Origin of the sequence: Providencia alcalifaciens (assembly GCF_020271745.1) — a bacterium.
Taxonomy (GTDB): Bacteria; Pseudomonadota; Gammaproteobacteria; order Enterobacterales; family Enterobacteriaceae; genus Providencia; species Providencia alcalifaciens_B.
The window spans coordinates 457392-479070 of sequence record NZ_CP084296.1; the positions used below are offsets into that span (position 1 = coordinate 457392).

Genomic DNA, 21679 nt, shown 5'->3' on the forward strand with positions numbered 1-21679 from the left:
GAAGAAAAATCTGAGCTGATACTAAAGGGTTAGAATGCAATTAATGCTTATTGAATATTAGTATCTTAAAATATTTCGCTTATTAAAGCAGAAATATAAAATAATGGACAAGTTAAATGTATCAAAAGTATAACAAATTGAGATTATCACTTAACAGTTTGAGTGAAATAGCCCATTAACTCAAAATAACTTAAAGGGCTATTAGCTCAAATCACCGGCAACAAGAGGGACAAAACGCACTTTTTCAATCACATTCGTGTGATAATCATTACCGCGACGGGTAATTAATTTCAGAGCCTGATCTTTGTCACCGACAGGGAGCACTAGGCGTCCTCCATCTTTTAACTGCTTAAGTAACAATGACGGAATTTCGCTAGGGGCGGCGGTGACAATTATCCCATCAAAAGGACCTTTTGATTGCCAGCCTTCCCAGCCATCACCGTGGCGAGTAGAAATATTATGTAAATCTAACAACTTAAAGCGACGTTTTGCCGTCCATTGCAAGCTTTTGACTCTTTCGACTGAATACACATGTTCACAAAGATGAGCCAAAACCGCAGTTTGATACCCAGAGCCCGTACCAATCTCCAACACATGGTCCGTCGGTTTGACCGCCAATAATGCGGTCATTTTTGCAACAATATACGGCTGTGAAATGGTCTGCCCATGACCAATGGGTAATGGGATATTTTCGTAGGCTTTATGAGAGAGCGCTTCGTCAACAAACCGTTCGCGAGGAACTAGCGCGAGCGCGTCTAATAGGCGCTCATCGTGAATTCCCTGTTGGCGCAACTGTGCCAGCAGTTCTTTCATGAGCCCAATTTTCATTTTGCCTTCACTCCTGACTTATCTAGCCACTCTTCTAATACTGACTGAGTTTTATAAGACGTTAAATCCACTTGTAACGGTGTTATTGAAACATAGCCATTTTGTACAGCTTCAAAATCCGTGCCCGGACCTGCATCACGAATTTCCCCGACTGGCCCTAACCAATACAGCATATTACCGCGAGGATCTTCCAGATTATAAACTTCAGATGCCGCATGACGGCTACCGCAGCGGGTGACTTTAATCCCTTTTAGCTCATCATAAGGAATATCTGGCACATTGATATTTAAGATATTGCCCGCTCGCAAAGGATTTTTTTGCAACATAGTGAGGATATCGCATGTCACCTTGGCCGCCGTTTCATAATGCACATCACCATCTAATGAAACCGCAATAGAAGGTAAACCTAAGTGACGCCCTTCTGTTGCCGCCGCAACGGTACCTGAATAAATCACATCGTCCCCAAGATTTGGGCCGCAGTTGATTCCAGACACCACAATATCAGGGCGAGGGCGCACGACTTTATTCACCCCGATATACACACAATCCGTCGGTGTACCTTCTTGAACAGCGAGGTCACCATTATTTAATGTTTGAATTTTTAATGGTCTATCCAACGTTAATGCGTTTGAAGCGCCACTACGGTTACGGTCGGGTGCAATCACCTGCACATGATAATGTTGACGTAATGCCGCCGCCAGCGTTTGTATTCCAGGCGCCGTTACCCCATCATCGTTACTCAATAATATATTCAGCATCCACACAATCCTGATTAATAATTTCGCGTACAACACTCGTGGCAAAACTGCCTGAATTCAGGAAGAAGCACAGCTTTACGGTTGACGAATCTAACCACTGCCATTGCAGATTTTGCGGCTTAACCAGTACAGCTCGTCTCGCTGGAGAAACTCGCTCACTTTTCATTAGTGCCATAAATGGCTGATAATCTTGTAAACAGTGAGTCTCGAAAGCAAGGGCATCATCTTGGGTGCCTAAATCGCCATCTCCGGGAAGCGGCGCTGTCACACTTAGCTCAGTAGATTGTAAACGCGCTTGCAGAGAATCTAACTCTTCTAGCGTCGCCACAAACCAGCTACCACGTCCAGTTAATTGCAGTGCATCTCCCAACATAGCGTGTTGCTGTGTATGATTTGCAATTCGCGCACTGGCGATATCATTAAACATAGCACTCCGCGCAGCAGAGAGATAAAAACTGCGTTTATTTCGTTCACGTACTGTAATTTCTTGATTTGCCCAGCGGCGAGCTTGAACCAAATTTTGCCCATCCCGGCCAAAACGTTGTTCACCAAAATAGTTTGGAACACCTAAATCAGCCACTTTTTGTAAGCGTTGTTCTACATCATCGGTGTCCGTAATATCCCGCAATGTCACTTCGAATTGATTCCCTTTTAGAGAGCCAATTCGTAATTTGCGTTTCTGGCGAGTGACCGCTAATACACGGCACCCTTCAAGCTGCCAAGCCGAAAAATCGGGCGTATCTTTACCCGGCATTTGCAGACAAAACCACTGCTCCGTCACCGCATGTCTATCTTTCAATCCCGCGTAACTGACGGCTCTAGCGGAGACCTTAGCAAACTTTGCTAGCTGTTCTGCGACATATAAAGTATTACAGCCTGTTTTTTCGACGCGAACCATAACGTGCTCGCCTTCGCCATCAAGCTCAAAACCTAAGTCTTCTTTCACCACGAAATCTTCAGGAATACTTTTTAATGTCCCTGAAGAGAGGGGTTTACCATGCAGGTACTGAACATTCATAACTTTCATTACTATTATCTTTGATAAGTAAAACTACAGCGGCGCAAGCAATCCCTTCTTTACGGCCCACAAAGCCCAATTGTTCTGTGGTGGTTGCTTTCACATTGACGTCGTCCATGTGGCATTCGAGATCTTCAGCAATATTCACACGCATTTGTGGAATATGTGGCAACATTTTTGGTGCTTGCGCCATGATAGTCACGTCGATATTACCAATTAAATAACCTTTTTTACGGACTTGGCAAAAGGCTTCTCTGAGTAATACTCGGCTATCTGCGCCTTTATAAGCAGGGTCAGTATCTGGGAATAACTTTCCGATATCCCCAAGTGCCGCAGCACCTAAAATGGCATCTGTCAGCGCGTGTAAGACCACATCACCATCCGAATGTGCGATAAGACCTTGTTCGTAAGGAATGCGAACGCCACCAATAACGATAGGACCTTCACCACCAAACTTATGCACATCAAAACCGTGTCCGATTCTCATTTTTTTTCCTTATGATTTCATTCTTGAAAGATAAAATTCCGCCAGTGCCAAGTCCTCTGGTCGCGTCACCTTAAGGTTATCAGCTCGTCCCGATACTAATATCGGTTGATAGCCACAATGCTCAAGTGCGGAAGCCTCATCCGTGATCACTGCATTTTCTTTCAATGCTTTATCTAAACAGTCGCGTAGTAATACTAATGGGAAAAACTGCGGTGTTAAGGCATGCCAGAGCGCTTCTCGCTCAACGGTATGGGAAATACTTTGCGTTCCCTCTGCGCCCCGCTTCATCGTATCCCGAACCGGAGCCGCCAGTATGCCCCCACAACAATCATTCTGAGTGGCTAACTGAACGATGGCATTTAAATCATCTAAATGCAGACACGGACGTGCCGCATCATGTACCAATACCCAGGCATCATCATATTCAGGTTGCTGTACCAGATAGTTTAATCCTGATAATACTGAATCTGCACGCGCTTTCCCCCCGGTAACCGTGACGATACGAGGGTCTTTGGCAATATCGAGGTGATGGAAATAATCATCTTCAGCACTTAATGCAACCACGATTTTTTGTACGTCTCCACTACGCAATAAGGCGTCAATGGTGTGTTCAATAATGGTTTTCCCTGCGACCGACAAATATTGTTTTGGGCAATCTGCATTCATACGACTGCCCACTCCCGCTGCGGGGATCAGAGCAACAATCGGTGCTGCACTGGATGTTCTTGGATTTATCATGATTCGAATCTTACATCAGAAATTATCAGGCTCTTGGGTGTGGACTACCCTACACGATGATTATTGAGATGACGGTGGATTATTACGCTCTTTGACCATTCGATAGAATGATTCCCCAGGCTTTAACATACCTAGCTCGCTACGTGCGCGTTCTTCAATTGCATCCTGACCATCATTCAAGTCATTGATTTCTGCAAATAGCTGCTCATTACGCTGTTTTAAACGCGCATTCACAATTTCCTGCGCAGCAACATCATCCTTAACTTTGACATAGTCATGGATGCCATTTTTGCCTAACCATAAGGAATATTGTAACCAAGCTAATATCGCAATTAATAGTAGCGTTAATTTACCCATCTTGCCCCCTGAAATGATTTGCTAATCATCCCATAACTAAGCGCATGACGCTACTGCGATGCAAATATTGTCTAAAAAAGTCAGAATTGTTCGCGCTAGAAGAGATTAAATATCACCCAATTCCCTATAAATGTAGAAAAGGATGATATTTAAGTAAAAATCAATTTGCTATAGAAATAACATTTCGCTGTTGCAGCAGTTGAATCACCTGCGCTAAAGAATCATGGATAGGGCGCAGCCCATCAAGGTGCAGTTCTGGATTTTGTGGCGATTGATAAGGCGAGTCAATCCCCGTGAAATGGGATATTTTTCCTGCTCTCGCTTGCTGATATAACCCTTTGGGATCTCGCTTTTCACAGACCTCAATGGGTGTATCCACATACAGCTCATAAAACTGGTCGGGTTCAAACAGTTCGCGAACTCGCTGTCTATCTTCCTGATAGGGAGAAATAAACGCCGTCGCCACAATCAGCCCCGCATCCACCATTAACTTGGCAACTTCGCCAATCCGTCGAATATTCTCCTGCCGCTCTGCATCACTAAACCCAAGGTCTCGACACAATCCATGGCGAACATTATCTCCATCAAGAAGATAAGTTTTGATCCCTAAGCTCGCCAACTGTGTCTCTATCGCCCCTGCCAAAGTGGACTTTCCCGACCCAGATAACCCTGTAAACCACAGCACCGCGCCTTTGTGACCATTGCGCTGCTCTCGCCATTGCCGAGTCACATTATGGGAATGCCAAACAATATTTTCAGGTGGCTTGTTTTCCAGTGTATCCATGACGTTATTTCCCACCTAACACATCACGGGTACCCCAATGCGGGAAGTGGCGGCGGATCAGTTGGTTAAGTTCAATTTCAAATTGGCTAAATTCACCACGGTGTACCGTTTCTTCTGGCTGCGCTTCTCGAACTAGCCCTGCTCCCACCGTCACGTTTGTTAGCCTATCAATCAAAATCATCCCACCGGTATCCCCATTATTTTGGTAATTTTCCAGTAGTAGCGGCTCATCGAAAGAAAACGCCACCAAACCAATGCCGTTCAATGGCAGCTCCGTGGCCACTTTCTGCGTTAAATTATTCACATCCACTTGATATTGAATATTTTCAACTTTGCCTCGGCTGCGTTTTCCCGCCACTTTAATATCCACTTGTTGACCTTGCACCAAAGGCTGCTCAGACATCCAAACCACGTCAACTAACGCGTGCTGACTTGCAAGTAATTCTTCGCTTTCAGCGACAATCAAATCACCGCGACTGATATCAATTTCATCGTTCAGCACTAGCGTGATAGCTTCTCCTGCAATGGCTGCTGGCGGGTTACCGGAAAATGTCACAATCTCTTTGATGGTCGAAACACTGCCAGAAGGCAGCACTTTCACGCGTTGCCCCACCTGTACAACCCCCGATGACACCGTGCCACTGTAGCCACGAAAATCTAAATTTGGGCGGTTCACATATTGCACAGGAAAGCGCAGTGGCTGGTTAGCGGCCGTTTGAGTGACTTGCACCGTTTCTAGCAGCGACAATAATGTTTCCCCTTGATACCACGGCAAATTACCGCTTGGTGATACGATATTATCCCCATCCAGTGCAGATATCGGCACAAACCAGACGTTTAAATCCACCGGAAGTTGCTGCGCAAATTGCAGGTAATCTTGCTGGATTTTATCAAACACGGACTGACTATAATCCACCAGATCCATCTTATTCACCGCGACGATCAAATGGCGGATCCCCAATAACGTACTAATAAAACTGTGGCGTCGCGTTTGCTCTTGAATGCCTTTTCGAGCATCGATCAGCAGAATAGAGAGTGAGCACGTTGATGCGCCGGTCGCCATATTGCGGGTGTATTGTTCATGTCCGGGGGTATCTGCGATGATAAACTTGCGTTTTTCTGTCGAAAAATAACGATATGCCACATCGATGGTGATCCCCTGCTCGCGTTCGGCAGCTAATCCATCCACCAGCAGCGCCAGATCTAATTTCTCACCTTGCGTGCCAATCCGCTTACTGTCGCTCTGTAAAACTGACAATTGATCTTGGTAGATTTGTTGCGTGTCATGCAGCAAGCGCCCAATCAAGGTACTTTTTCCATCATCCACGTTGCCGCAGGTAAGAAATCGCAATAAACCCTTATGTTGCTGAGCCTGTAAGTAAGCTTCCACGCCGCCTTGCTGTTGAATTTGATGCGCCATTGCATCGTTGTACGCTAATTCAGCCATGATGTTGCTCTCCTCACCGATTGATTAAAAATAGCCTTGGCGCTTTTTCAGCTCCATAGAGGCGGATTGGTCACTATCAATCAAACGCCCTTGGCGTTCACTGGTGGTGGATAGCAACATCTCTTCGATAATTTCAGGCAGAGTGCTAGCATTTGACGGCACGGCTCCCGTCAATGGCCAGCAGCCTAATGTCCGAAAACGCACTTTTTGCTTGGTAATGACCTCTCCCGCTTTTAGCTCGATGCGCCGATCATCCACCATGATTAAGGTACCATCGCGCTCAATTACAGGGCGTTCATCCGCAAAATAGAGTGGGACAATGTCGATGTTTTCCAAGTAGATATATTGCCAAATATCCAGTTCAGTCCAATTGGATAATGGGAAAACGCGGATGCTTTCCCCTTTATTGATTTGTCCGTTGTAATTGTGCCAAAGCTCCGGTCGTTGGTTTTTCGGATCCCAACGGTGCGAGCGGTCACGGAATGAATAAATTCGTTCTTTTGCCCGTGATTTTTCTTCATCACGCCTAGCGCCACCGAATGCAGCATCAAAGCCATATTTATCTAACGCCTGCTTTAAGCCCTCGGTTTTCATGATGTCCGTATGCTTAGCACTACCATGAATAAATGGGTTGATGCCGAGACGCTCCCCTTCTGGATTTCGGTGGATCAATAATTCAAAACCGTATTTTTTCGCCGTCTCATCACGAAACTGGTACATTTCACGAAATTTCCATCCGGTATCCACATGCAGCAAAGGGAAAGGGATCGTGCCCGGATAAAACGCTTTTCGAGCCAAATGCAGCATCACGGATGAGTCTTTACCAATGGAATAGAGCATCACGGGATTCGCAAATTCCGCCGCCACTTCACGAATAATATGAATACTTTCCGCTTCTAATTGCTGTAAGTGGGTTAATTTTTTTTCGTTCACGATTTACTCCTCGATTAAGCCAATTCCAGCACGGCTGAGCGCCATTGGATGGTTTCGGGTTGCTGACCAAACCACGCCAGCTGTTGATGTAATGCCGCCACTTCGCCAATGACGATTAATGCAGGCGCTGGCGCTTGCTGAGCCAATGACTCCAATTCATGCAACGCCCCCACGATCACTTTTTGATTTTGCCGAGTCCCACAGCCAATCACCGCAACGGGGGTATCTTGATGACGCCCATATTGAATAAGCTGCTGACAAATGTTAGCTGCTGTCACGGTACCCATGTAGATAGCCAGTGTTTGGTGACCGCGTGCTAGTGCTTGCCAATCCAGCTCAGCGCCATTTTGACGGCAATGACCGGTAATAAAAGTAATACTCTGCGCGTGTTCCCTGTGAGTCAGCGGGATCCCTGCATAAGCCGCCGCACCAATAGCAGCAGTGATACCGGGTACAACTTGAAAAGGAATATTGGCCTCGGCAGCAACCTGCAACTCTTCACCGCCACGCCCAAAAATAAACGGATCCCCACCTTTTAAGCGCACTACCTTTTTGCCTTGCTGAGCATAGTTGACGATCAACTGATTGGTTTCCTCTTGGGAAACACTGTGGTTGCCCGCCCGTTTCCCCACACAGACTTTGTCTGCATCACGGCGAACAAGGTCAAGGATTTCCGTGCTCACCAAATGGTCATACAACACCACATCCGCATTTTGCAGTACTCTCAGCCCTTTAAGTGTTAATAGCCCCGCATCACCCGGCCCCGCCCCCACTAAAGTCAGCTCCCCTTGGTTATCCGGCTTCGTTAGCTGTTGCTCCAGCTGCTTTTCGGCATCATCCAGTTGTCCACTTTCCACTAAAGAGGCAAAGCGCCCGCTAAAACTCAATTCCCAAAAACGTTTACGCTCACTGAGCTTGGTCAAATTCTGTTTTACGCGCTCACGCCAACGCCCTGCAATCTCCGCCATTTTACCCAGCGATGTCGGCAACAATGTTTCCAGTTTTTCCCGTAATAATTTGGCTAAGACAGGTGCGGTTCCACCCGATGAAATCGCCACCATAATGGGAGAACGGTCGATAATCGAGGGAACAATAAAGGAACATAAGGGCTGGTCATCCACCACATTGACAAAAATATGGCGCTGCTGCGCATCATGAAAAACTTTCTCATTGAGCGCTTGGTCATCCGTGGCAGCAATCACCAAGTAAGCATCATCAAGGTGATAAGCTTGATAAGGCTGCTGCACCCAATGCAATTGTTTTTGTTGATATGCCAACTGCAAGCTTTCGCAAAGCTCAGGGGAAATCACCACCAGCGAGGCATGAGCTTTCAATAATAATTCGGCTTTACGAGCCGCGACGACACCGCCGCCAATCAAGACCACTTGTCTTTCTCGCACACTCACAAATAAGGGTAGGTAATCCATAAATCGCTTCCATCCAGCATTTTAATTATAAGAGCAATGAAATTGACTATATGGCGTGAATTGATCACTTTGAAATGACAAAAAAGCATGAATAGGAACAGAAAGGCATAAGCTAAATGAAGTGAGGGAAACCCAGTAAATTAAGCCTATCTCCCGCAATTTGACATAAATAAAAAATAAAGGGATACCCTTATTTTAAATAAAGGCATCCCTTTGTTATTACACAAATAAATTAGTTTTTTACTTATTAGTAATGCAAGTAATTAATTATTTAAACCAAGTCTTTAATTTTCTTAAAACACATTAATTTTCATGCAACCCGCATTCACGTTTTAAGCCAAAGAAACGCGTCTGTTCTTCACTCATACCGGGTTCCCACGGACGGCTGGTATGAGTATCTCCCACCGATAAATACCCTTTTTCCCATAATGGATGGTAGGGTAAATTATGTTTGGTCAGATACTGATAAACCTCTTTATTATTCCAATCAATCACTGGCAGAATTTTAAAAATCCCGCGCCCAATACTTAATACAGGTAACGCCGCTCGGCTCGCCGATTGTTCTCGTCTTAATCCTGAAAACCAACTTTGCGCCTGCAATTCATGCAGCGCCCGCGTCATAGGCTCCACTTTGTTCAATTGGTTATAACGCTCAATTCCCTCAACCCCTTGAGTCCACAACTGCCCATGAATGGCCTCTTGCCATGCAGGGCTGGTCGCCGCTCGGTACACTTTTACGTTTAAATTTAACCGTTCCGTTAACTGTTCAATAAACTGATAGGTTTCGGGAAACAGATAGCCAGTATCCGTTAAAATGACCGGAATATTGGGCACCACTTGCGTGACTAAGTGCAGCGCCAAAGCACCTTGGATACCAAAGCTTGATGACAACACAAATTCAGCAGGAAGATGTTCAACCGCCCATTCAATGCGGGCTAGCGCGGTCATCTCTTCAAGTTTCGCGTTGAACTCCGCCAAATAAGCGACTTGGGCTTGTTTATCTAACGCCTGAACTTGCGTTAATTGAAGTCGGCTCATACCGCCTCCTTAACCTCGTAAAAATCGATAGCAGAATTGAGTACTGGCTTCACGACATTAGCGCGGATCAGGTAATCACCGAAACCTTCATTCGGCTGACGCTCTGTTGCCCAGCGACCAATCAGCTCATCAAGGATGGTTAAAATTTCTGCGCTGCTGATATTTTCCTTATACATCCGCGGAATACGCGTACCGATGCGGTTCCCGCCTAAATGTAGGTTATAACGGTCGAGGGCTTTACCCACCAGCCCCACTTCTGCCAGCATCGCGCGACCACAACCATTTGGGCAGCCCGTAACGCGTAAAACAATATGTTCATCCGCCACGTGATGCGCCGCCATGATGTTTTCAACTTGCGTGACAAACTCCGGCAAAAAGCGCTCAGCTTCCGCCATCGCCAGCGGACAGGTTGGGAAAGAGACACAGGCCATCGAGTTTTCACGCTGGCGCGTCACTTCACCGCTCATCAAACCGTGCTCAATGGCAATTTTCTCGATTGTCGCTTTATCTTCTTCCGCAATCCCCGCCACAATTAAGTTCTGATTGGCCGTTAGGCGAAAATCCCCTTTATGAACTTTAGCGATTTCGGCAACGCCGGTTTTTAACGGTTTATCCGCTAAGTCGATTAAGCGCCCATTCTCCACAAACAAGGTTAAATGCCAGCGGTTATCAATCCCCTTAAGCCAGCCAATTTGGTCGCCGCGCTCCGTAAATTGGTAAGGGCGAATAGCATCAAACTGCACACCAGCACGTTTTTCCACTTCCGCCTTAAACACCTCAATCCCAACGCGCTCAAGGGTGTATTTGGTTTTAGCATTTTTACGATCAGTTCGGTTTCCCCAATCGCGCTGCGTTGTGACTATCGCTTCCGCAATTGCCAAGGTTTTATCTAAAGGAATAAAACCAAATTCACTGGCAAGACGTGGGAACGTGTTGGTATCGCCGTGGGTCATCGCTAAACCGCCGCCCACCAGCACGTTGAAACCGATCAATTGCCCTTTTTCAGCAATCGCCACAAAGTTCATATCATTGGCATGGAGATCCACATCATTCAATGGCGGGATCACCACCGTGGTTTTAAATTTCCGAGGGAGATAGGTTTGCCCTAAAATCGGCTCTTCATCGGTGGTCACAATCTTTTCTTTATCCAACCAAATCTCAGCATACGCACTGGTACGCGGGAGCAAATGCTCAGAGATTTTTTTCGCCCATTCATAGGCTTGCTGATGCAGTTCGGACTGCACTGGGTTAGACGTACACAGTACGTTACGGTTTACGTCATTGGCGGTAGCTAACGCATCCAGCCCCACATGACTGAGCATTTGGTGCGCGGGTTTCACATCCCCTTTGAGAATACCGTGAAACTGGAATGTTTGACGGTTAGTAATACGAATGCTGCCGTATAACGTGTGCTCAGAGGCAAATTTATCAATATCAAGCCACTGTTTCGGGGTAATAATGCCCCCCGGTAAGCGACAACGCAGCATCATGGCATGACGCGGTTCTAGCTTCTGCTCAGCTCGCTCTGCGCGAATGTCTCTATCATCTTGTTGATACATGCCGTGAAACCGAATCAGCAAGAAGTTGTCTCCGTCAAAACCGCCCGTTAAGCCGTTTTTGAGATCGTCTTTGATAGTGCCTCGTAAATAGTTACTTTGCTGCTTCATCCGCTCGCTGTCAGCGAGCTTTCCTTCAACCACTAAGGCTGGCTGAGGTGCAGCTTTTTGATGTTCATTGCTCATTAATAAACGTCCCTCTGATAACGGCGCATCACACGCAGCTCACTTAAAAAGTCATCCGCTTGCTCTTCATCCATGTGCCCGTGCTCGCTGATGACATCCAATAATGCTTGTTCCACGTCTTTCGCCATGCGGTTTGCATCCCCACACACATAAATATGTGCGCCTTGCTGGATCCAGTCCCACACTTCGCTACCTTGTTCGCGCAATTTGTCTTGCACATACACTTTCTCAGCCTGATCCCGTGACCACGCTAATGAAACATGGGTCAGCAAACCGTCTTTGACATAACGCTGCCATTCCACTTGATATAAGAAATCGTCAACAAAGTGCGGATTACCGAAAAACAGCCAGTTTTTACCTTCGCTACCGTCGTTATCTCGTTGCTGTAAGAAAGCGCGAAATGGAGCAATACCCGTTCCCGGACCAATCATAATTACGGGAGTATTTGAGTCTGCGGGTAGGCGGAAATTATCATTATGTTCAATAAACACCCGCAGTTCGTCGCCTTCATTGAGACGATCCGCTAAAAAGCCAGAAGCGCCCCCTGTTCTTGGACGTCCATCAATGTCATAGCGTACAACACCAACGGTGGCATGGACTTCATCAGTCGCTTCTGCCTGTGAAGAAGAAATGGAATACAAGCGCGGTGTTAATGGGCGCAGTAAATCCACAAATTCTTGCGCACTTGGTTGAGCTGCCGCTTGGCGTACCATATCGACGATCGGCGTGGTTTGCGCATACTGCATAATGGCTGGCTTATCGCTGATCAAGCCTAATAAGCTATCGTCTTTGGATAACTGAGCGTATTTTTCGACGATCAAATGGGTATTTTGGGTCAACTCCAGTTGGTAAGTTAATGCATCACGCAGCGAATGGCGCTGTTGACCAATAAATACGTCCTCATCCCCCTGTAGCCATAGCAGGCTAATCAGCTCATCCACTAATGCAGGGTCATTATCAAACCACACACCAAGAGCATCTCCTGGCTGATAGCGTAAGCCTGAATTCCCCAAGTCAATCTCAATATGGCGTACATCTTTGTCGGAACCGCGGCCAGTTATCTTTTGATTACTCAACAACGAGGCAGTTAATGGTGCTGTTTTAGTGTATGGGGAAGAATCGAGCTGATTCACACTGCCAGATTGAGTATTGATGAGCTGGCTATCTGATTGAGCAGGCACTCGCGCTTTTAAAATTTGCGTCAGCGAGCTTACCCACTCGTCCGCCAATGCTTGATATTCAACATCCGCATCAACCCGAGGAAGCAACGCACTCGCCCCGAGTTTCGCAAACTGGCTATCAAAATCTTTTCCTGCTTGGCAAAAATGCTCATAAGAAGAATCGCCAAGTGCAAAAACCGCATAATGAGCGCTTGAGAGATCAGGAGCTTTCTTTGAATTCAAATATTTATGTAATGCAACGGCCTCTTCGGCTGGCTCCCCTTCACCTTGGGTGGATGCCACGACGATCACCACTTTTTCTTGATTGATCTGCTTAAACTTATAATCGCCAGCATTGACTAAATTGGCACTGATTTTCTCACTCAGTAGCTTTTCTCGAAGCTGCTCAGCTAAACGGCGGGCATTGCCCGTTTGGGATGCAGAAATAATGGTCACCGTTTCTTGAGGGGCATTGCTTGCAATCACAGGCTCGCTCAGCGTACCGTTTTGATTCACTATCCCCCACAAATAGCCAGATAACCAAGCAAGTTGGTGAGATGAATAATCCCCCACCACGGTTTGTAAGCGCCCTAATTGCTCCGTCGAAATCGGTAATGCTGATAATGGAGGTTGCTTGTTTTGCATTATTTTGTCACTCCAACGTGATCCATCATTGAATAATCAATAAAACGTTATTTATGCCATTCTCTATCCCAAATGAAGATAAAGGTTATAACAGCCATAACTAGGAAGATAAGAAACTATAGCCATAACTAATAGCTAAAAATCCTAAAGAAAATATTCGATGATGAATATCGAATAAAAAGATTAGACAGGAATCAATAAATAACGACATTTTTAGTGAAAATAACAGTAGAATACGCTGCTAAACATTAGTAAGGAGAAATTTATGAGCACAACTATCTACAAAGATTTTCACTTTGAAGCCGCCCACCGCCTTCCACATGTACCCGAGGGGCATAAATGTGGTCGCCTGCATGGGCACTCTTTCATGGTACGCTTAGAAATCACGGGGGAAATTGATGCGCATACGGGATGGATCATGGATTTTGCTGATGTAAAAAGCGCCTTTAAACCTATCTATGAGCGTCTAGATCATCACTATTTAAATGAGATTGAAGGGTTAGAAAACCCGACGAGTGAAGTACTTGCCCGCTGGATTTGGGGCACTGTTGCAAAGTTTAAGTAGCCGGTATGCTAAATTAACTATTTCATTACTGAGGTCCGTTTGGTGAATGCATTTAAAGGTCGTCATTTCACTGGTATTATCATTCTTTGGGCTGTACGTTGGTACTGCAAATACGGTATCAGTTACCGAGAACTTCAGGAAATGTTGGCTGAGCGCGGTGTAAATGTAGATCACACGACAATCTATCGCTGGGTTCAACGTTATGCACCAGAAATAGAAAAGCGGTTACGTTGGTATTGGTGTAATCCCTCCGACCTCAACAATTGGCATTTAGACGAAACTTATATCAAAGTGAATGGGAAATGGACGTACCTTTACCGAGCTGTCGATAGTCGAGGGTACACCATTGAATTTTATCTCTCGCCTCGTCGTAATACCAAGGCAGCTTATCGATTTTTAAGAAAAATATTCAATCGCGTTAAAAAATGGCAAATCCCCAGGGTTATCAATACAGATAAAGCCGCACCTTATGGCCGAGCGCTTAACCTTCTCAAAGAAGAAGGAAAATGCCCTACACATGTAGAACATCGACAAATCAAATTTCACAATAATGTCATTGAATGTGATCATGGAAAATTGAAGCGCGTGATAAATCCCACCTTAGGGTTTAAATCAATTAAAACAGCACATGCGACCATTAAAGGAATTGAGGTGATGCGTGCGCTTCGCAAAGGTCAAGCAGAACATTTTTACTATGGCCAACCGTTAGGAGAAGTGCGCCTCGTGAATAGAGTATTCGGACTTTAATCCACTTTGAGCGGAAAAGCTCAGCTTCACGATTCTATTTGCAACAGTGCCGGATTTGGCAACAAACCAAGCCACTATTACCACTCTTAAGCGCCATTACGGTTAAAGAAACCTGCAATGCAGGCTGTGTGTATCGCGAAGAAGCCTAAGCGATGGTATTAACGAGCTGTAGGATGGCTGAGCTGTAAGTTATCACCTACAGCTCAAGGCATAATGATTACTGAATATTCAGATATTTATGGGTTTGAATGGATAGCCGCCAGTTGCGTTGAATGCAGGTATCAATACATAACTTAGTCGCTGATACTTTTTGACTAATAGGCTGAAGCGCCACAATCGGTGGCTCACCCTGAGTTCGCAAAGATAATAGCTGATCAAGGGCTTCAATATCCTTTTCACGCGCTACAGGATGCTTGATTTCATTGGCACGATTAATCGCTTGTTCGAGCACTTGCAATCCCCCTTTCATACCTACTTTTGGCGAGACTGTGACCCAAGTATTTTCAGTGCAGATGATTGGGTAAGTGCCGCTGGTTTCAATCTGGCATTGAAACCCACTCGCTTCAAGGGATTGCGTTAAGGTTGTTAAATCATAAATGCACGGCTCTCCACCCGTTATCACAATGTGTTTTGCGGTATAGCCGTTTTGGTGCATTAATTGGATTAAGCTTTCGGCATCGGACATTGCCCATAAATCACTGTCTTGTGTTTTTAATGCAATATCACCCAATGTAGATTCCTTCGCGGGCTCTTTGTCCCAGGTCTGTTTGGTATCACACCAACTACAGCCAACTGGACAGCCTTGCAAACGAATAAAAACAGCAGGAACGCCGGTAAAAACACCTTCCCCCTGTAAAGTTTGGAAGATTTCATTAATTGGGTATTTCATATTGCTCCTAGAAGATTCCATTTGGCGCATATTATATTGCAGATATCTATCTCGCGGGCAATGCACTTTGTGATAATGTAGTCACCCAGCGTTCAGGAAAGTACGTCAACTCAATCAACGAAACCGAAACAATATTCGGTACAATATTTCGAAATAAAGTCAATGACAGGAAAAGACATGCAAAGTAGTGAACAAAATCAACTCAGAAAGGGGCTGAGTGTCCGGCACATTCGCTTTATGGCCTTAGGGTCCGCGATTGGTACAGGGCTATTCTACGGTTCTGCGTCTGCAATTCAGGCTGCAGGTCCCGCGGTGTTACTTGCCTACATGTTAGGTGGCGCCGCCGTATTTATGGTGATGCGCGCCCTTGGTGAAATGGCGGTCCATCATCCAGTCCCAGGTTCATTCTCTCACTACGCAAGCCATTATATGGGTCCTTTAGCTGGTTTTTTAACCGGCTGGAACTACGTGTTTGAAATGCTGGTGGTCTGTTTAGCCGATATTACTGCCTTCGGGATGTACATGGGCTTCTGGTTCCCTCATGTCGACCAATGGGTGTGGGTATTGAGTATCGTGCTATTTATTAGCGCGCTCAATCTTTGCCACGTTAAGATTTTTGGTGAGATGGAATTCTGGCTATCGATTATTAAAGTCAGCGCCATTATTGCCATGATTGTCGGCGGCGCCTTCTTGATGATTTACGGTTTTGGTCAAGAAACTAACCATGAAGTGGGTATCCAAAACTTGTGGGAGCATGGCGGCTTTATGCCAAACGGCATTGAAGGGGTGATTGCCTCTCTCGCAATCGTCATGTTTGCTTTTGGCGGTATTGAAGTGATTGGTATCACGGCAAGTGAAGCACAAGATCCTGAAAAAACCATACCAAAAGCTATCAATGCCGTACCTATCCGTATTCTATTATTCTATGGTTTAACGCTGTTTATTCTGATGTGTATCTATCCATGGAACCAAGTTGGTCAAAACGGCAGCCCGTTTGTCCAAATCTTCGATAGCTTAGGCATTCAATCTGCAGCAAATATCCTGAATATCGTGGTGATCACAGCAGCAATTTCCGCTATCAACAGTGATATTTTTGGTGCTGGTCGCATGATGTATGGTATGGCTCAAGATGGGCAAGCGCCTAAGGTCTTTACCAAATTGACCAAAAGCGGTGTGCCATGGGTGACAGTGCTGGTCATGTCTGTTGTGATGTTATTAGGGGTTTACCTTAACTACCTATTACCAGAAAAAATCTTCGTGATCATTGCGTCAATTGCGACCTTCGCGACGGTGTGGGTCTGGTTAATGATCTTACTGTCTCAAGTGGCAATGCGCCGTAAGATGAGCCAAGAAGAAGTCAAAAAACTGAAATTCCCAGTGCCGTTCTGGCCTGTTGGCCCTGCAATCACCATTGCATTTATGGTGTTTGTTATCGCCCTATTAGGCTTCTTTAAAGATACACAAGTGGCCCTAATCGTAGGCTTTGTGTGGGTAGCTTTACTCAGTATCACCTTCTTTGCCATGCGTTATTACCAGAAACGCTGATCCCTTTTCATTAAGAGGTCAATAAAACAGCCCTACATCGAGCAGATCTAGGGCTGTTTTTTAATGATTTTCGATTTTATGGAACCGTTAGTTCTGTTACATCACGCTGACGCAAGCGCCTGTTCAATATCTGCAATTAACTCATCAACATTTTCTAAACCAATAGATAATCGAATCAGCCCATCACTAATGCCGTATTGCAGCCTTTCTTCCGGTGTATAGGTCGAATGAGTCATACTAGCAGGATGCTGCGCCAGCGACTCGCAATCCCCCAGACTCACCGCTCTAGAGAATAGCGCTAAATGGTTTAAGAACTGCTTACCCGCTTCAAGTCCCCCTTTTAGCTCGAATGCAATCATACCTCCGGCTAATTTCATCTGTTTTTGGGCTAACTGATATTGCCCAAAGCTGGGTAAACCCGGGTACATAATAGTAGTTACTTTTGGGTTCGCTTCTAAATATTCAGCAATTTTCTGTGTACTCTGGACTATTCTATCCATACGAACAGACAAGGTTTTTATCCCTCGAATAATCAGGTTAGCGTCATGAGGAGATAAACATGCTCCCGTCATATCTTTCAAACCAACTAATCGGATTAGTTTTGCGCACTCTGCTGTTGTAACTACCGCTCCTCCCATGGCATCTCCATGACCATTCATGTACTTGGTCAAAGAGTGCAGCACAATATCCGCCCCCAGTGTCAGAGGTTTTTGAATATACGGCGTGCAGTAGGTATTATCGACTGCCACTAAGATATTATGTCGATGAGCAATGTCACTCACCGCAGCAATGTCCACCAAACGCATGTTCGGGTTAGCGGGTGACTCAAAAAATATCATGCGCGTTTTTTCCGTAATGGCTTGTGCGACATTCTCTGGGTCACTCATATCAATGTGCTTAACTTTCACACCAAATCGAGCCAATCCATGATGAAAAAAGGCATAAGTACAGCCATATACGGTTAAGTCGACTAACAGTTCATCACCCGGATTTAATAGTGTCCAAAATGTTGACGTGATTGCCCCCATACCAGACGAGAAGGCAATTGCAGCCTCCCCTTCTTCAAGAGAGGCAATTCTATTTTCCAATAGACTTAATGTTGGATTATTAATTCGGGTATAAATATAGCCATCTTTTTCATCACTAAAACAGGCTGCTCCCTCTTCGACACTTTGAAATACATAAGTCGATGTTTGATAAATTGGCGGTGCCAATGAACCTAAATGATCCTGTGCATGATAGTGACTATGAATTGCCCGTGTTTCGAAAGAACGTTTTATATCTAAACTCATACCACCTCCGAAAAATTACCCTCCTTGGGATTGAGATAATCGAGAACCGATAATTTGCATTGTTTCGTGGTCGGTTGGTAACCAACCTTCACCATTATTATGTTCACTTAATTCGGTATTTACGACCGCCTCTACCGCAGTAATAAGTGGTGTACTAATTAATAAATCGAAAGGCTACTTATCCCTTTCTTTGGAATAAACCAATTTCTTATCTGGGTCGACTTTATTTAAAGTAAATCTTTGTTGGGTTTTAATATTTCGGGTAACAAATACCTCAGGAATATCCTCACAAACAGATTGTGCATGAATAAAAAATTATGCAGTAATTGTGCAACTGCTCGATAGATATAAACAATTTCAATATTATATCTAACCCGACGTTTACGTAACAACTTATCAATCATGAGTATTATTTCCATCGGTGCTATATCACATTGATGGGGAACATGTCATGCTTCAGGAAATGAAACAGTAATAAAAATACAACCTTTTTCAATCTTAGCTAATTGTTCGGCTAATTTACGTGAGCATAATAATGGTTACCCATTTTCTTTAATCCTTCAATGCGCACAGGTCTAGGGATACACCTTGTGGCAACGACTAAATAGTCATAGTGATATTTTTTATTAATTCTTGAGTGTAATTCTTTATTTTTAAAATCAAACGAGTCAACTTTACCAATGACTAATTCAATTTCTGGTCTTAATAATTCACACTCAGGTCGCTTAGCTATTATTTAAAGAATATATTAAAAGCCACATACATAAATGCAGGTTTATAATAATGTATCGAATTATCTTTTATTCACATTATTTTTATTTTTTGAAAAAATGTCTTTATTAAGTTTTTTAGCCAAAATATTAGCTGACATGGTACCACCATCCACAATAACTCTATTTTTCATGATCTAAAATCCTTAAGAAATAAAACCTACTCATCGCCGCTCTTATACTTAATAAATATAGTTTAATGCCAACAATAACCAATACAATAAATTGCATATAATTCGAAAATCAACAAAAAAAACTAATCACCTCGAAACATTAAAGTACTTTATCCGGTAAAAGAAAAGTCACTCATTCATAAATAATAAAATAAAAATCCATTATAGCCCATTGAAATAAAAGTATTAGTATGAATAATGCCCAACAATCTTCCACTTAAATAAAACGTCCTCAGCGACTTGTCCATATCCAATATTATGCATCACTAAGTAATATTGATTATTTGATGCTTTGATGGATGTCACAATTCCTATATGTGGACGACCGTTATCTAAACGCCATGAAACGATGTCGCCGGGTAAATAATCATCTCCTTTTAAAGTGATGGGCTTAACCGTGCCTTTTCGCGTGAAAAATGTTTCTAAATTCGGCACTCTCCGATGATCAATGTTGGTATCTGGCTTACGAAGTCCCCACATTTTTTGGCTTGGATATTGGCTAAAGTTTTTCTTTATATCTTCATGAAGCTGTTTTTGAAGATCGATTCCCAGCTTACGGTAACTGCGGATCACAACATCAGAACAGACACCATAATGACTGGGAACATCCCCATTGGGATAATCTATCTGGCGATAAGATGAATCATAAACAACAAGGCGAGGTAATTGTTCAGCCTGTTTTGCCAATTCAAGGTTATTTTTTCCTAATGCATAGGGCATACAAAATAGTAAAGCAATGGGTAATAGTCGTTTCAAGGTATAACCCCCCGTGAAATAGAGAATAAAATCTACAATAATTACAGGGATAAATAAGGTGGGATAATCTTAAAAAGGCATTACTTAGTTAATTTAAATTGGGTAATGATAGGGTTATGGTCTGATGCATCCGTCTGTAATACCTGGCTTTCTTTCAGTTTTAAGCCACGATAAAACATAAAGTCTAATGGACGGCCAAAAGCTTTTGTCCGTAAATCTGAATCGAAGAGAACTTCCTTCAAGCCAACTGAACGAATAAAGCGTTTCAATGCATTCACACGCTGGCGGCTCCATGCATTAAAGTCCCCCGCGAGAATAACGGGACCGACATGTTTGCTAATGTGGGAGCCTAACTTACTCAACTGCTTCGTATACACATCAACCCCAAAACTAAAGTTGATTGCATGCACGTTCACGACCATTAAATGCTTGCCATTAGGCAATGGATAAACCGTGATTAACGCTGATTTAGCTAAACGTAATAACGGTTCTTTTTCCCGTAATGGGCAACAATAAATAGGGTGAGCTGTCGCGAGTGTCATTACCCCAGATGGATGAGGAGAAAAAGGTAAAGCAGGAACTTGATCGGCTATCAACTGATGTGAAGCCGCAAAAGAAACCAATTCGGGTGACATTTGTGCTTCTTGAAGCAATAACAGTTTTTTTTCTTTAACGAGCTCTGCTAACGTAGATTCCCAATTTGGTCGCTGCTGCTTATAAATATTCCACGTAACGACATCCAATGTATCACCCGCAGGAAACAGAGGAAGACCAATAGGAAGAGAATCTCCTAGCATATGGATTGGCATAGGCTGAATACGTTTTGCAGGCTCGCCCGCAATGTACCGAACAGAATAGGTTCTTTTAGCCACGTACCGGATTCCCTACGAAATTGATAACAACAATATTGTTGTCGACTATGCTAGTTTAGCATTGATTTGATTGAATCAAGTGCAGTATATCAAATATCTTGCGGGTAATCTTACGGAACTTATTATTCCTTTTTTTGACTTTACGAGGTCAGCCTGACTATCTCCGCCAAATTCTCTGTCATTAGCCGTGATAAGCCTGCTAGATAATGACTTAGCAAAGGAAAAATATGCATGTAAATAGAGGAATTCATTACCGCTTGATGAAGGCGGAGAGTGAGGCAATATTCGACACTTTTGGGCAGTTAGCCTATTTGAGATTTGAGATTATGTCGGATCAGCGATTCACCGTTGAAGTACTTTTATTCGCCCGGTCTAAAGGGAACGCTTTCGATGGGACTGCTTCAGAGGATAATAATGTTGCCTTTATCCTCCCTTTTTCATCCCCTTCAAACGCAAAAAAGCCACCCAATGGGTGGCTTCTCGGCTAATTTAATGTCTGGCAGTTCCCTACTCTCACATGGGGAGACCCCACACTACCATCGGCGCTACGGCGTTTCACTACTGAGTTCGGCATGGGGTCAGGTGGGACCACCGCGCTATTGCCGCCAGACAAATTCTGTTTATTCCCGTTTAAGTCTTTTCTTAAACCAGAATATCAATCCTGAACAAGCTGTGTGTCTACCTTGTGGCTTCCACTTTATTGAATCA

Annotated in this window: 19 protein-coding genes, 1 rRNA gene and 2 pseudogenes; 4 read left to right on the forward strand and 18 right to left on the reverse strand. The window is 44.2% G+C overall.

The genetic code is table 11. The annotated features are described in order from the left end of the window. Positions 1–201: 201 nt before the first annotated feature. From LDO51_RS02020 to cysJ, 13 genes are all read right to left on the reverse strand, one after another. On the reverse strand, positions 202–828 hold the full coding sequence (locus tag LDO51_RS02020; protein WP_225576152.1) for a protein-L-isoaspartate(D-aspartate) O-methyltransferase: 627 nt from the start codon (positions 826–828) through the stop codon (positions 202–204). Next, positions 825–1586 carry a 5'/3'-nucleotidase SurE gene (gene surE, locus LDO51_RS02025; protein ID WP_225576153.1) on the reverse strand — a complete coding sequence of 254 codons (762 nt, stop codon included), beginning with the start codon at positions 1584–1586 and terminating at the stop codon, positions 825–827. Before surE ends, LDO51_RS02020 begins: the two co-directional genes overlap by 4 nt. Continuing rightward, on the reverse strand, positions 1564–2613 hold the full coding sequence (gene truD, locus LDO51_RS02030; RefSeq protein WP_225576154.1) for a tRNA pseudouridine(13) synthase TruD: 1050 nt from the start codon (positions 2611–2613) through the stop codon (positions 1564–1566). Before truD ends, surE begins: the two co-directional genes overlap by 23 nt. After that, positions 2579–3091 carry a 2-C-methyl-D-erythritol 2,4-cyclodiphosphate synthase gene (gene ispF, locus LDO51_RS02035; RefSeq protein WP_108478380.1) on the reverse strand — a complete coding sequence of 171 codons (513 nt, stop codon included), beginning with the start codon at positions 3089–3091 and terminating at the stop codon, positions 2579–2581. Before ispF ends, truD begins: the two co-directional genes overlap by 35 nt. Before the next feature lie 9 nt (positions 3092–3100). Further along, a complete protein-coding gene (ispD, locus tag LDO51_RS02040) occupies positions 3101–3829 on the reverse strand; it encodes a 2-C-methyl-D-erythritol 4-phosphate cytidylyltransferase (RefSeq protein WP_225576155.1) in 729 nt (242 codons plus the stop codon). A 60-nt stretch (positions 3830–3889) separates the two neighbouring features. Then, positions 3890–4186, reverse strand: a complete 297-nt coding sequence (gene ftsB / locus LDO51_RS02045; RefSeq protein WP_224058697.1) for a cell division protein FtsB — start codon at positions 4184–4186, stop codon at positions 3890–3892. A 160-nt stretch (positions 4187–4346) separates the two neighbouring features. Then, positions 4347–4970, reverse strand: coding sequence for an adenylyl-sulfate kinase (gene cysC / locus LDO51_RS02050; RefSeq protein WP_225576156.1), 624 nt, complete (start codon positions 4968–4970; stop codon positions 4347–4349). 4 nt (positions 4971–4974) lie between these two features. Beyond that, positions 4975–6417: a sulfate adenylyltransferase subunit CysN gene (gene cysN, locus LDO51_RS02055; protein ID WP_225576157.1), complete on the reverse strand. Its 1443-nt coding sequence runs from the start codon at positions 6415–6417 to the stop codon at positions 4975–4977. 24 nt (positions 6418–6441) lie between these two features. After that, positions 6442–7350, reverse strand: coding sequence for a sulfate adenylyltransferase subunit CysD (gene cysD, locus LDO51_RS02060; RefSeq protein WP_225576158.1), 909 nt, complete (start codon positions 7348–7350; stop codon positions 6442–6444). 14 nt (positions 7351–7364) lie between these two features. Then, entirely contained in the window at positions 7365–8777 is a 1413-nt protein-coding gene (cysG, locus tag LDO51_RS02065) for a siroheme synthase CysG (RefSeq protein WP_225576159.1), read from the reverse strand. A 303-nt stretch (positions 8778–9080) separates the two neighbouring features. After that, positions 9081–9815 (reverse strand): phosphoadenylyl-sulfate reductase, encoded by a 735-nt coding sequence (locus tag LDO51_RS02070; protein WP_225576160.1) that lies wholly within the window; start codon positions 9813–9815, stop codon positions 9081–9083. Beyond that, the gene (cysI, locus tag LDO51_RS02075; protein WP_225576161.1) at positions 9812–11557 is read right to left on the reverse strand and encodes an assimilatory sulfite reductase (NADPH) hemoprotein subunit; all 1746 of its coding nucleotides are present in this window, start codon (positions 11555–11557) and stop codon (positions 9812–9814) included. Before cysI ends, LDO51_RS02070 begins: the two co-directional genes overlap by 4 nt. Then, positions 11557–13362, reverse strand: coding sequence for an NADPH-dependent assimilatory sulfite reductase flavoprotein subunit (cysJ, locus tag LDO51_RS02080; RefSeq protein ID WP_225576162.1), 1806 nt, complete (start codon positions 13360–13362; stop codon positions 11557–11559). Before cysJ ends, cysI begins: the two co-directional genes overlap by 1 nt. Positions 13363–13627: 265 nt before the next feature. Here cysJ and queD point away from each other — a divergent pair. From queD to LDO51_RS02095, 3 genes and pseudogenes are all read left to right on the forward strand, one after another. Beyond that, a pseudogene (queD, locus tag LDO51_RS02085) lies at positions 13628–13912 on the forward strand (6-carboxytetrahydropterin synthase QueD); the annotation flags it as partial. Between the two features lie 57 nt (positions 13913–13969). Further along, a complete protein-coding gene (locus LDO51_RS02090) occupies positions 13970–14674 on the forward strand; it encodes an IS6 family transposase (RefSeq protein ID WP_104872945.1) in 705 nt (234 codons plus the stop codon). A gap of 53 nt (positions 14675–14727) precedes the next feature. Continuing rightward, positions 14728–14823 (forward strand): annotated as a pseudogene (locus LDO51_RS02095) (6-carboxytetrahydropterin synthase QueD); the annotation flags it as partial. A gap of 68 nt (positions 14824–14891) precedes the next feature. Here the strand turns inward: LDO51_RS02095 and queE are convergent. Beyond that, complete coding sequence (queE, locus tag LDO51_RS02100; protein WP_225576163.1) at positions 14892–15563, reverse strand: 7-carboxy-7-deazaguanine synthase QueE; 672 nt, start codon at positions 15561–15563, stop codon at positions 14892–14894. Positions 15564–15740: 177 nt separating this feature from the next. Between queE and LDO51_RS02105 the strand changes: the two genes are divergently transcribed. Further along, the gene (locus tag LDO51_RS02105; RefSeq protein WP_225576164.1) at positions 15741–17108 is read left to right on the forward strand and encodes an amino acid permease; all 1368 of its coding nucleotides are present in this window, start codon (positions 15741–15743) and stop codon (positions 17106–17108) included. Positions 17109–17209: 101 nt separating this feature from the next. Here LDO51_RS02105 and LDO51_RS02110 read toward each other — a convergent pair whose 3' ends face one another. From LDO51_RS02110 to rrf, 4 genes are all read right to left on the reverse strand, one after another. Next, a complete protein-coding gene (locus LDO51_RS02110) occupies positions 17210–18400 on the reverse strand; it encodes a methionine gamma-lyase (RefSeq protein ID WP_225576165.1) in 1191 nt (396 codons plus the stop codon). A 1129-nt stretch (positions 18401–19529) separates the two neighbouring features. Further along, positions 19530–20063, reverse strand: a complete 534-nt coding sequence (locus tag LDO51_RS02115) for a DUF1287 domain-containing protein (RefSeq protein WP_225577199.1) — start codon at positions 20061–20063, stop codon at positions 19530–19532. A 116-nt stretch (positions 20064–20179) separates the two neighbouring features. After that, positions 20180–20971, reverse strand: coding sequence for an endonuclease/exonuclease/phosphatase family protein (locus LDO51_RS02120; protein ID WP_225576166.1), 792 nt, complete (start codon positions 20969–20971; stop codon positions 20180–20182). Between the two features lie 494 nt (positions 20972–21465). Then, positions 21466–21581: ribosomal RNA gene (rrf, locus tag LDO51_RS02125) — 5S ribosomal RNA — on the reverse strand. Positions 21582–21679: the final 98 nt, after the last annotated feature.

Excerpts from the sequence above, each read along its gene's own strand:
- ftsB (WP_224058697.1), bottom strand. The coding sequence starts at position 4,186 with ATGGGTAAATTAACGCTACTATTAATTGCGATATTAGCTTGGTTACAA.
- LDO51_RS02070 (WP_225576160.1), bottom strand. The coding sequence starts at position 9,815 with ATGAGCCGACTTCAATTAACGCAAGTTCAGGCGTTAGATAAACAAGCC.
- LDO51_RS02105 (WP_225576164.1), top strand. The coding sequence starts at position 15,741 with ATGCAAAGTAGTGAACAAAATCAACTCAGAAAGGGGCTGAGTGTCCGG.
- LDO51_RS02020 (WP_225576152.1), bottom strand. The coding sequence starts at position 828 with ATGAAAATTGGGCTCATGAAAGAACTGCTGGCACAGTTGCGCCAACAG.
- truD (WP_225576154.1), bottom strand. The coding sequence starts at position 2,613 with ATGAAAGTTATGAATGTTCAGTACCTGCATGGTAAACCCCTCTCTTCA.
- cysJ (WP_225576162.1), bottom strand. The coding sequence starts at position 13,362 with ATGCAAAACAAGCAACCTCCATTATCAGCATTACCGATTTCGACGGAG.
- ispD (WP_225576155.1), bottom strand. The coding sequence starts at position 3,829 with ATGATAAATCCAAGAACATCCAGTGCAGCACCGATTGTTGCTCTGATC.
- cysI (WP_225576161.1), bottom strand. The coding sequence starts at position 11,557 with ATGAGCAATGAACATCAAAAAGCTGCACCTCAGCCAGCCTTAGTGGTT.
- LDO51_RS02110 (WP_225576165.1), bottom strand. The coding sequence starts at position 18,400 with ATGAGTTTAGATATAAAACGTTCTTTCGAAACACGGGCAATTCATAGT.
- LDO51_RS02115 (WP_225577199.1), bottom strand. The coding sequence starts at position 20,063 with ATGCCCTATGCATTAGGAAAAAATAACCTTGAATTGGCAAAACAGGCT.
- surE (WP_225576153.1), bottom strand. The coding sequence starts at position 1,586 with ATGCTGAATATATTATTGAGTAACGATGATGGGGTAACGGCGCCTGGA.
- cysG (WP_225576159.1), bottom strand. The coding sequence starts at position 8,777 with ATGGATTACCTACCCTTATTTGTGAGTGTGCGAGAAAGACAAGTGGTC.
- cysC (WP_225576156.1), bottom strand. The coding sequence starts at position 4,970 with ATGGATACACTGGAAAACAAGCCACCTGAAAATATTGTTTGGCATTCC.
- cysN (WP_225576157.1), bottom strand. The coding sequence starts at position 6,417 with ATGGCTGAATTAGCGTACAACGATGCAATGGCGCATCAAATTCAACAG.
- queE (WP_225576163.1), bottom strand. The coding sequence starts at position 15,563 with ATGAAATACCCAATTAATGAAATCTTCCAAACTTTACAGGGGGAAGGT.
- ispF (WP_108478380.1), bottom strand. The coding sequence starts at position 3,091 with ATGAGAATCGGACACGGTTTTGATGTGCATAAGTTTGGTGGTGAAGGT.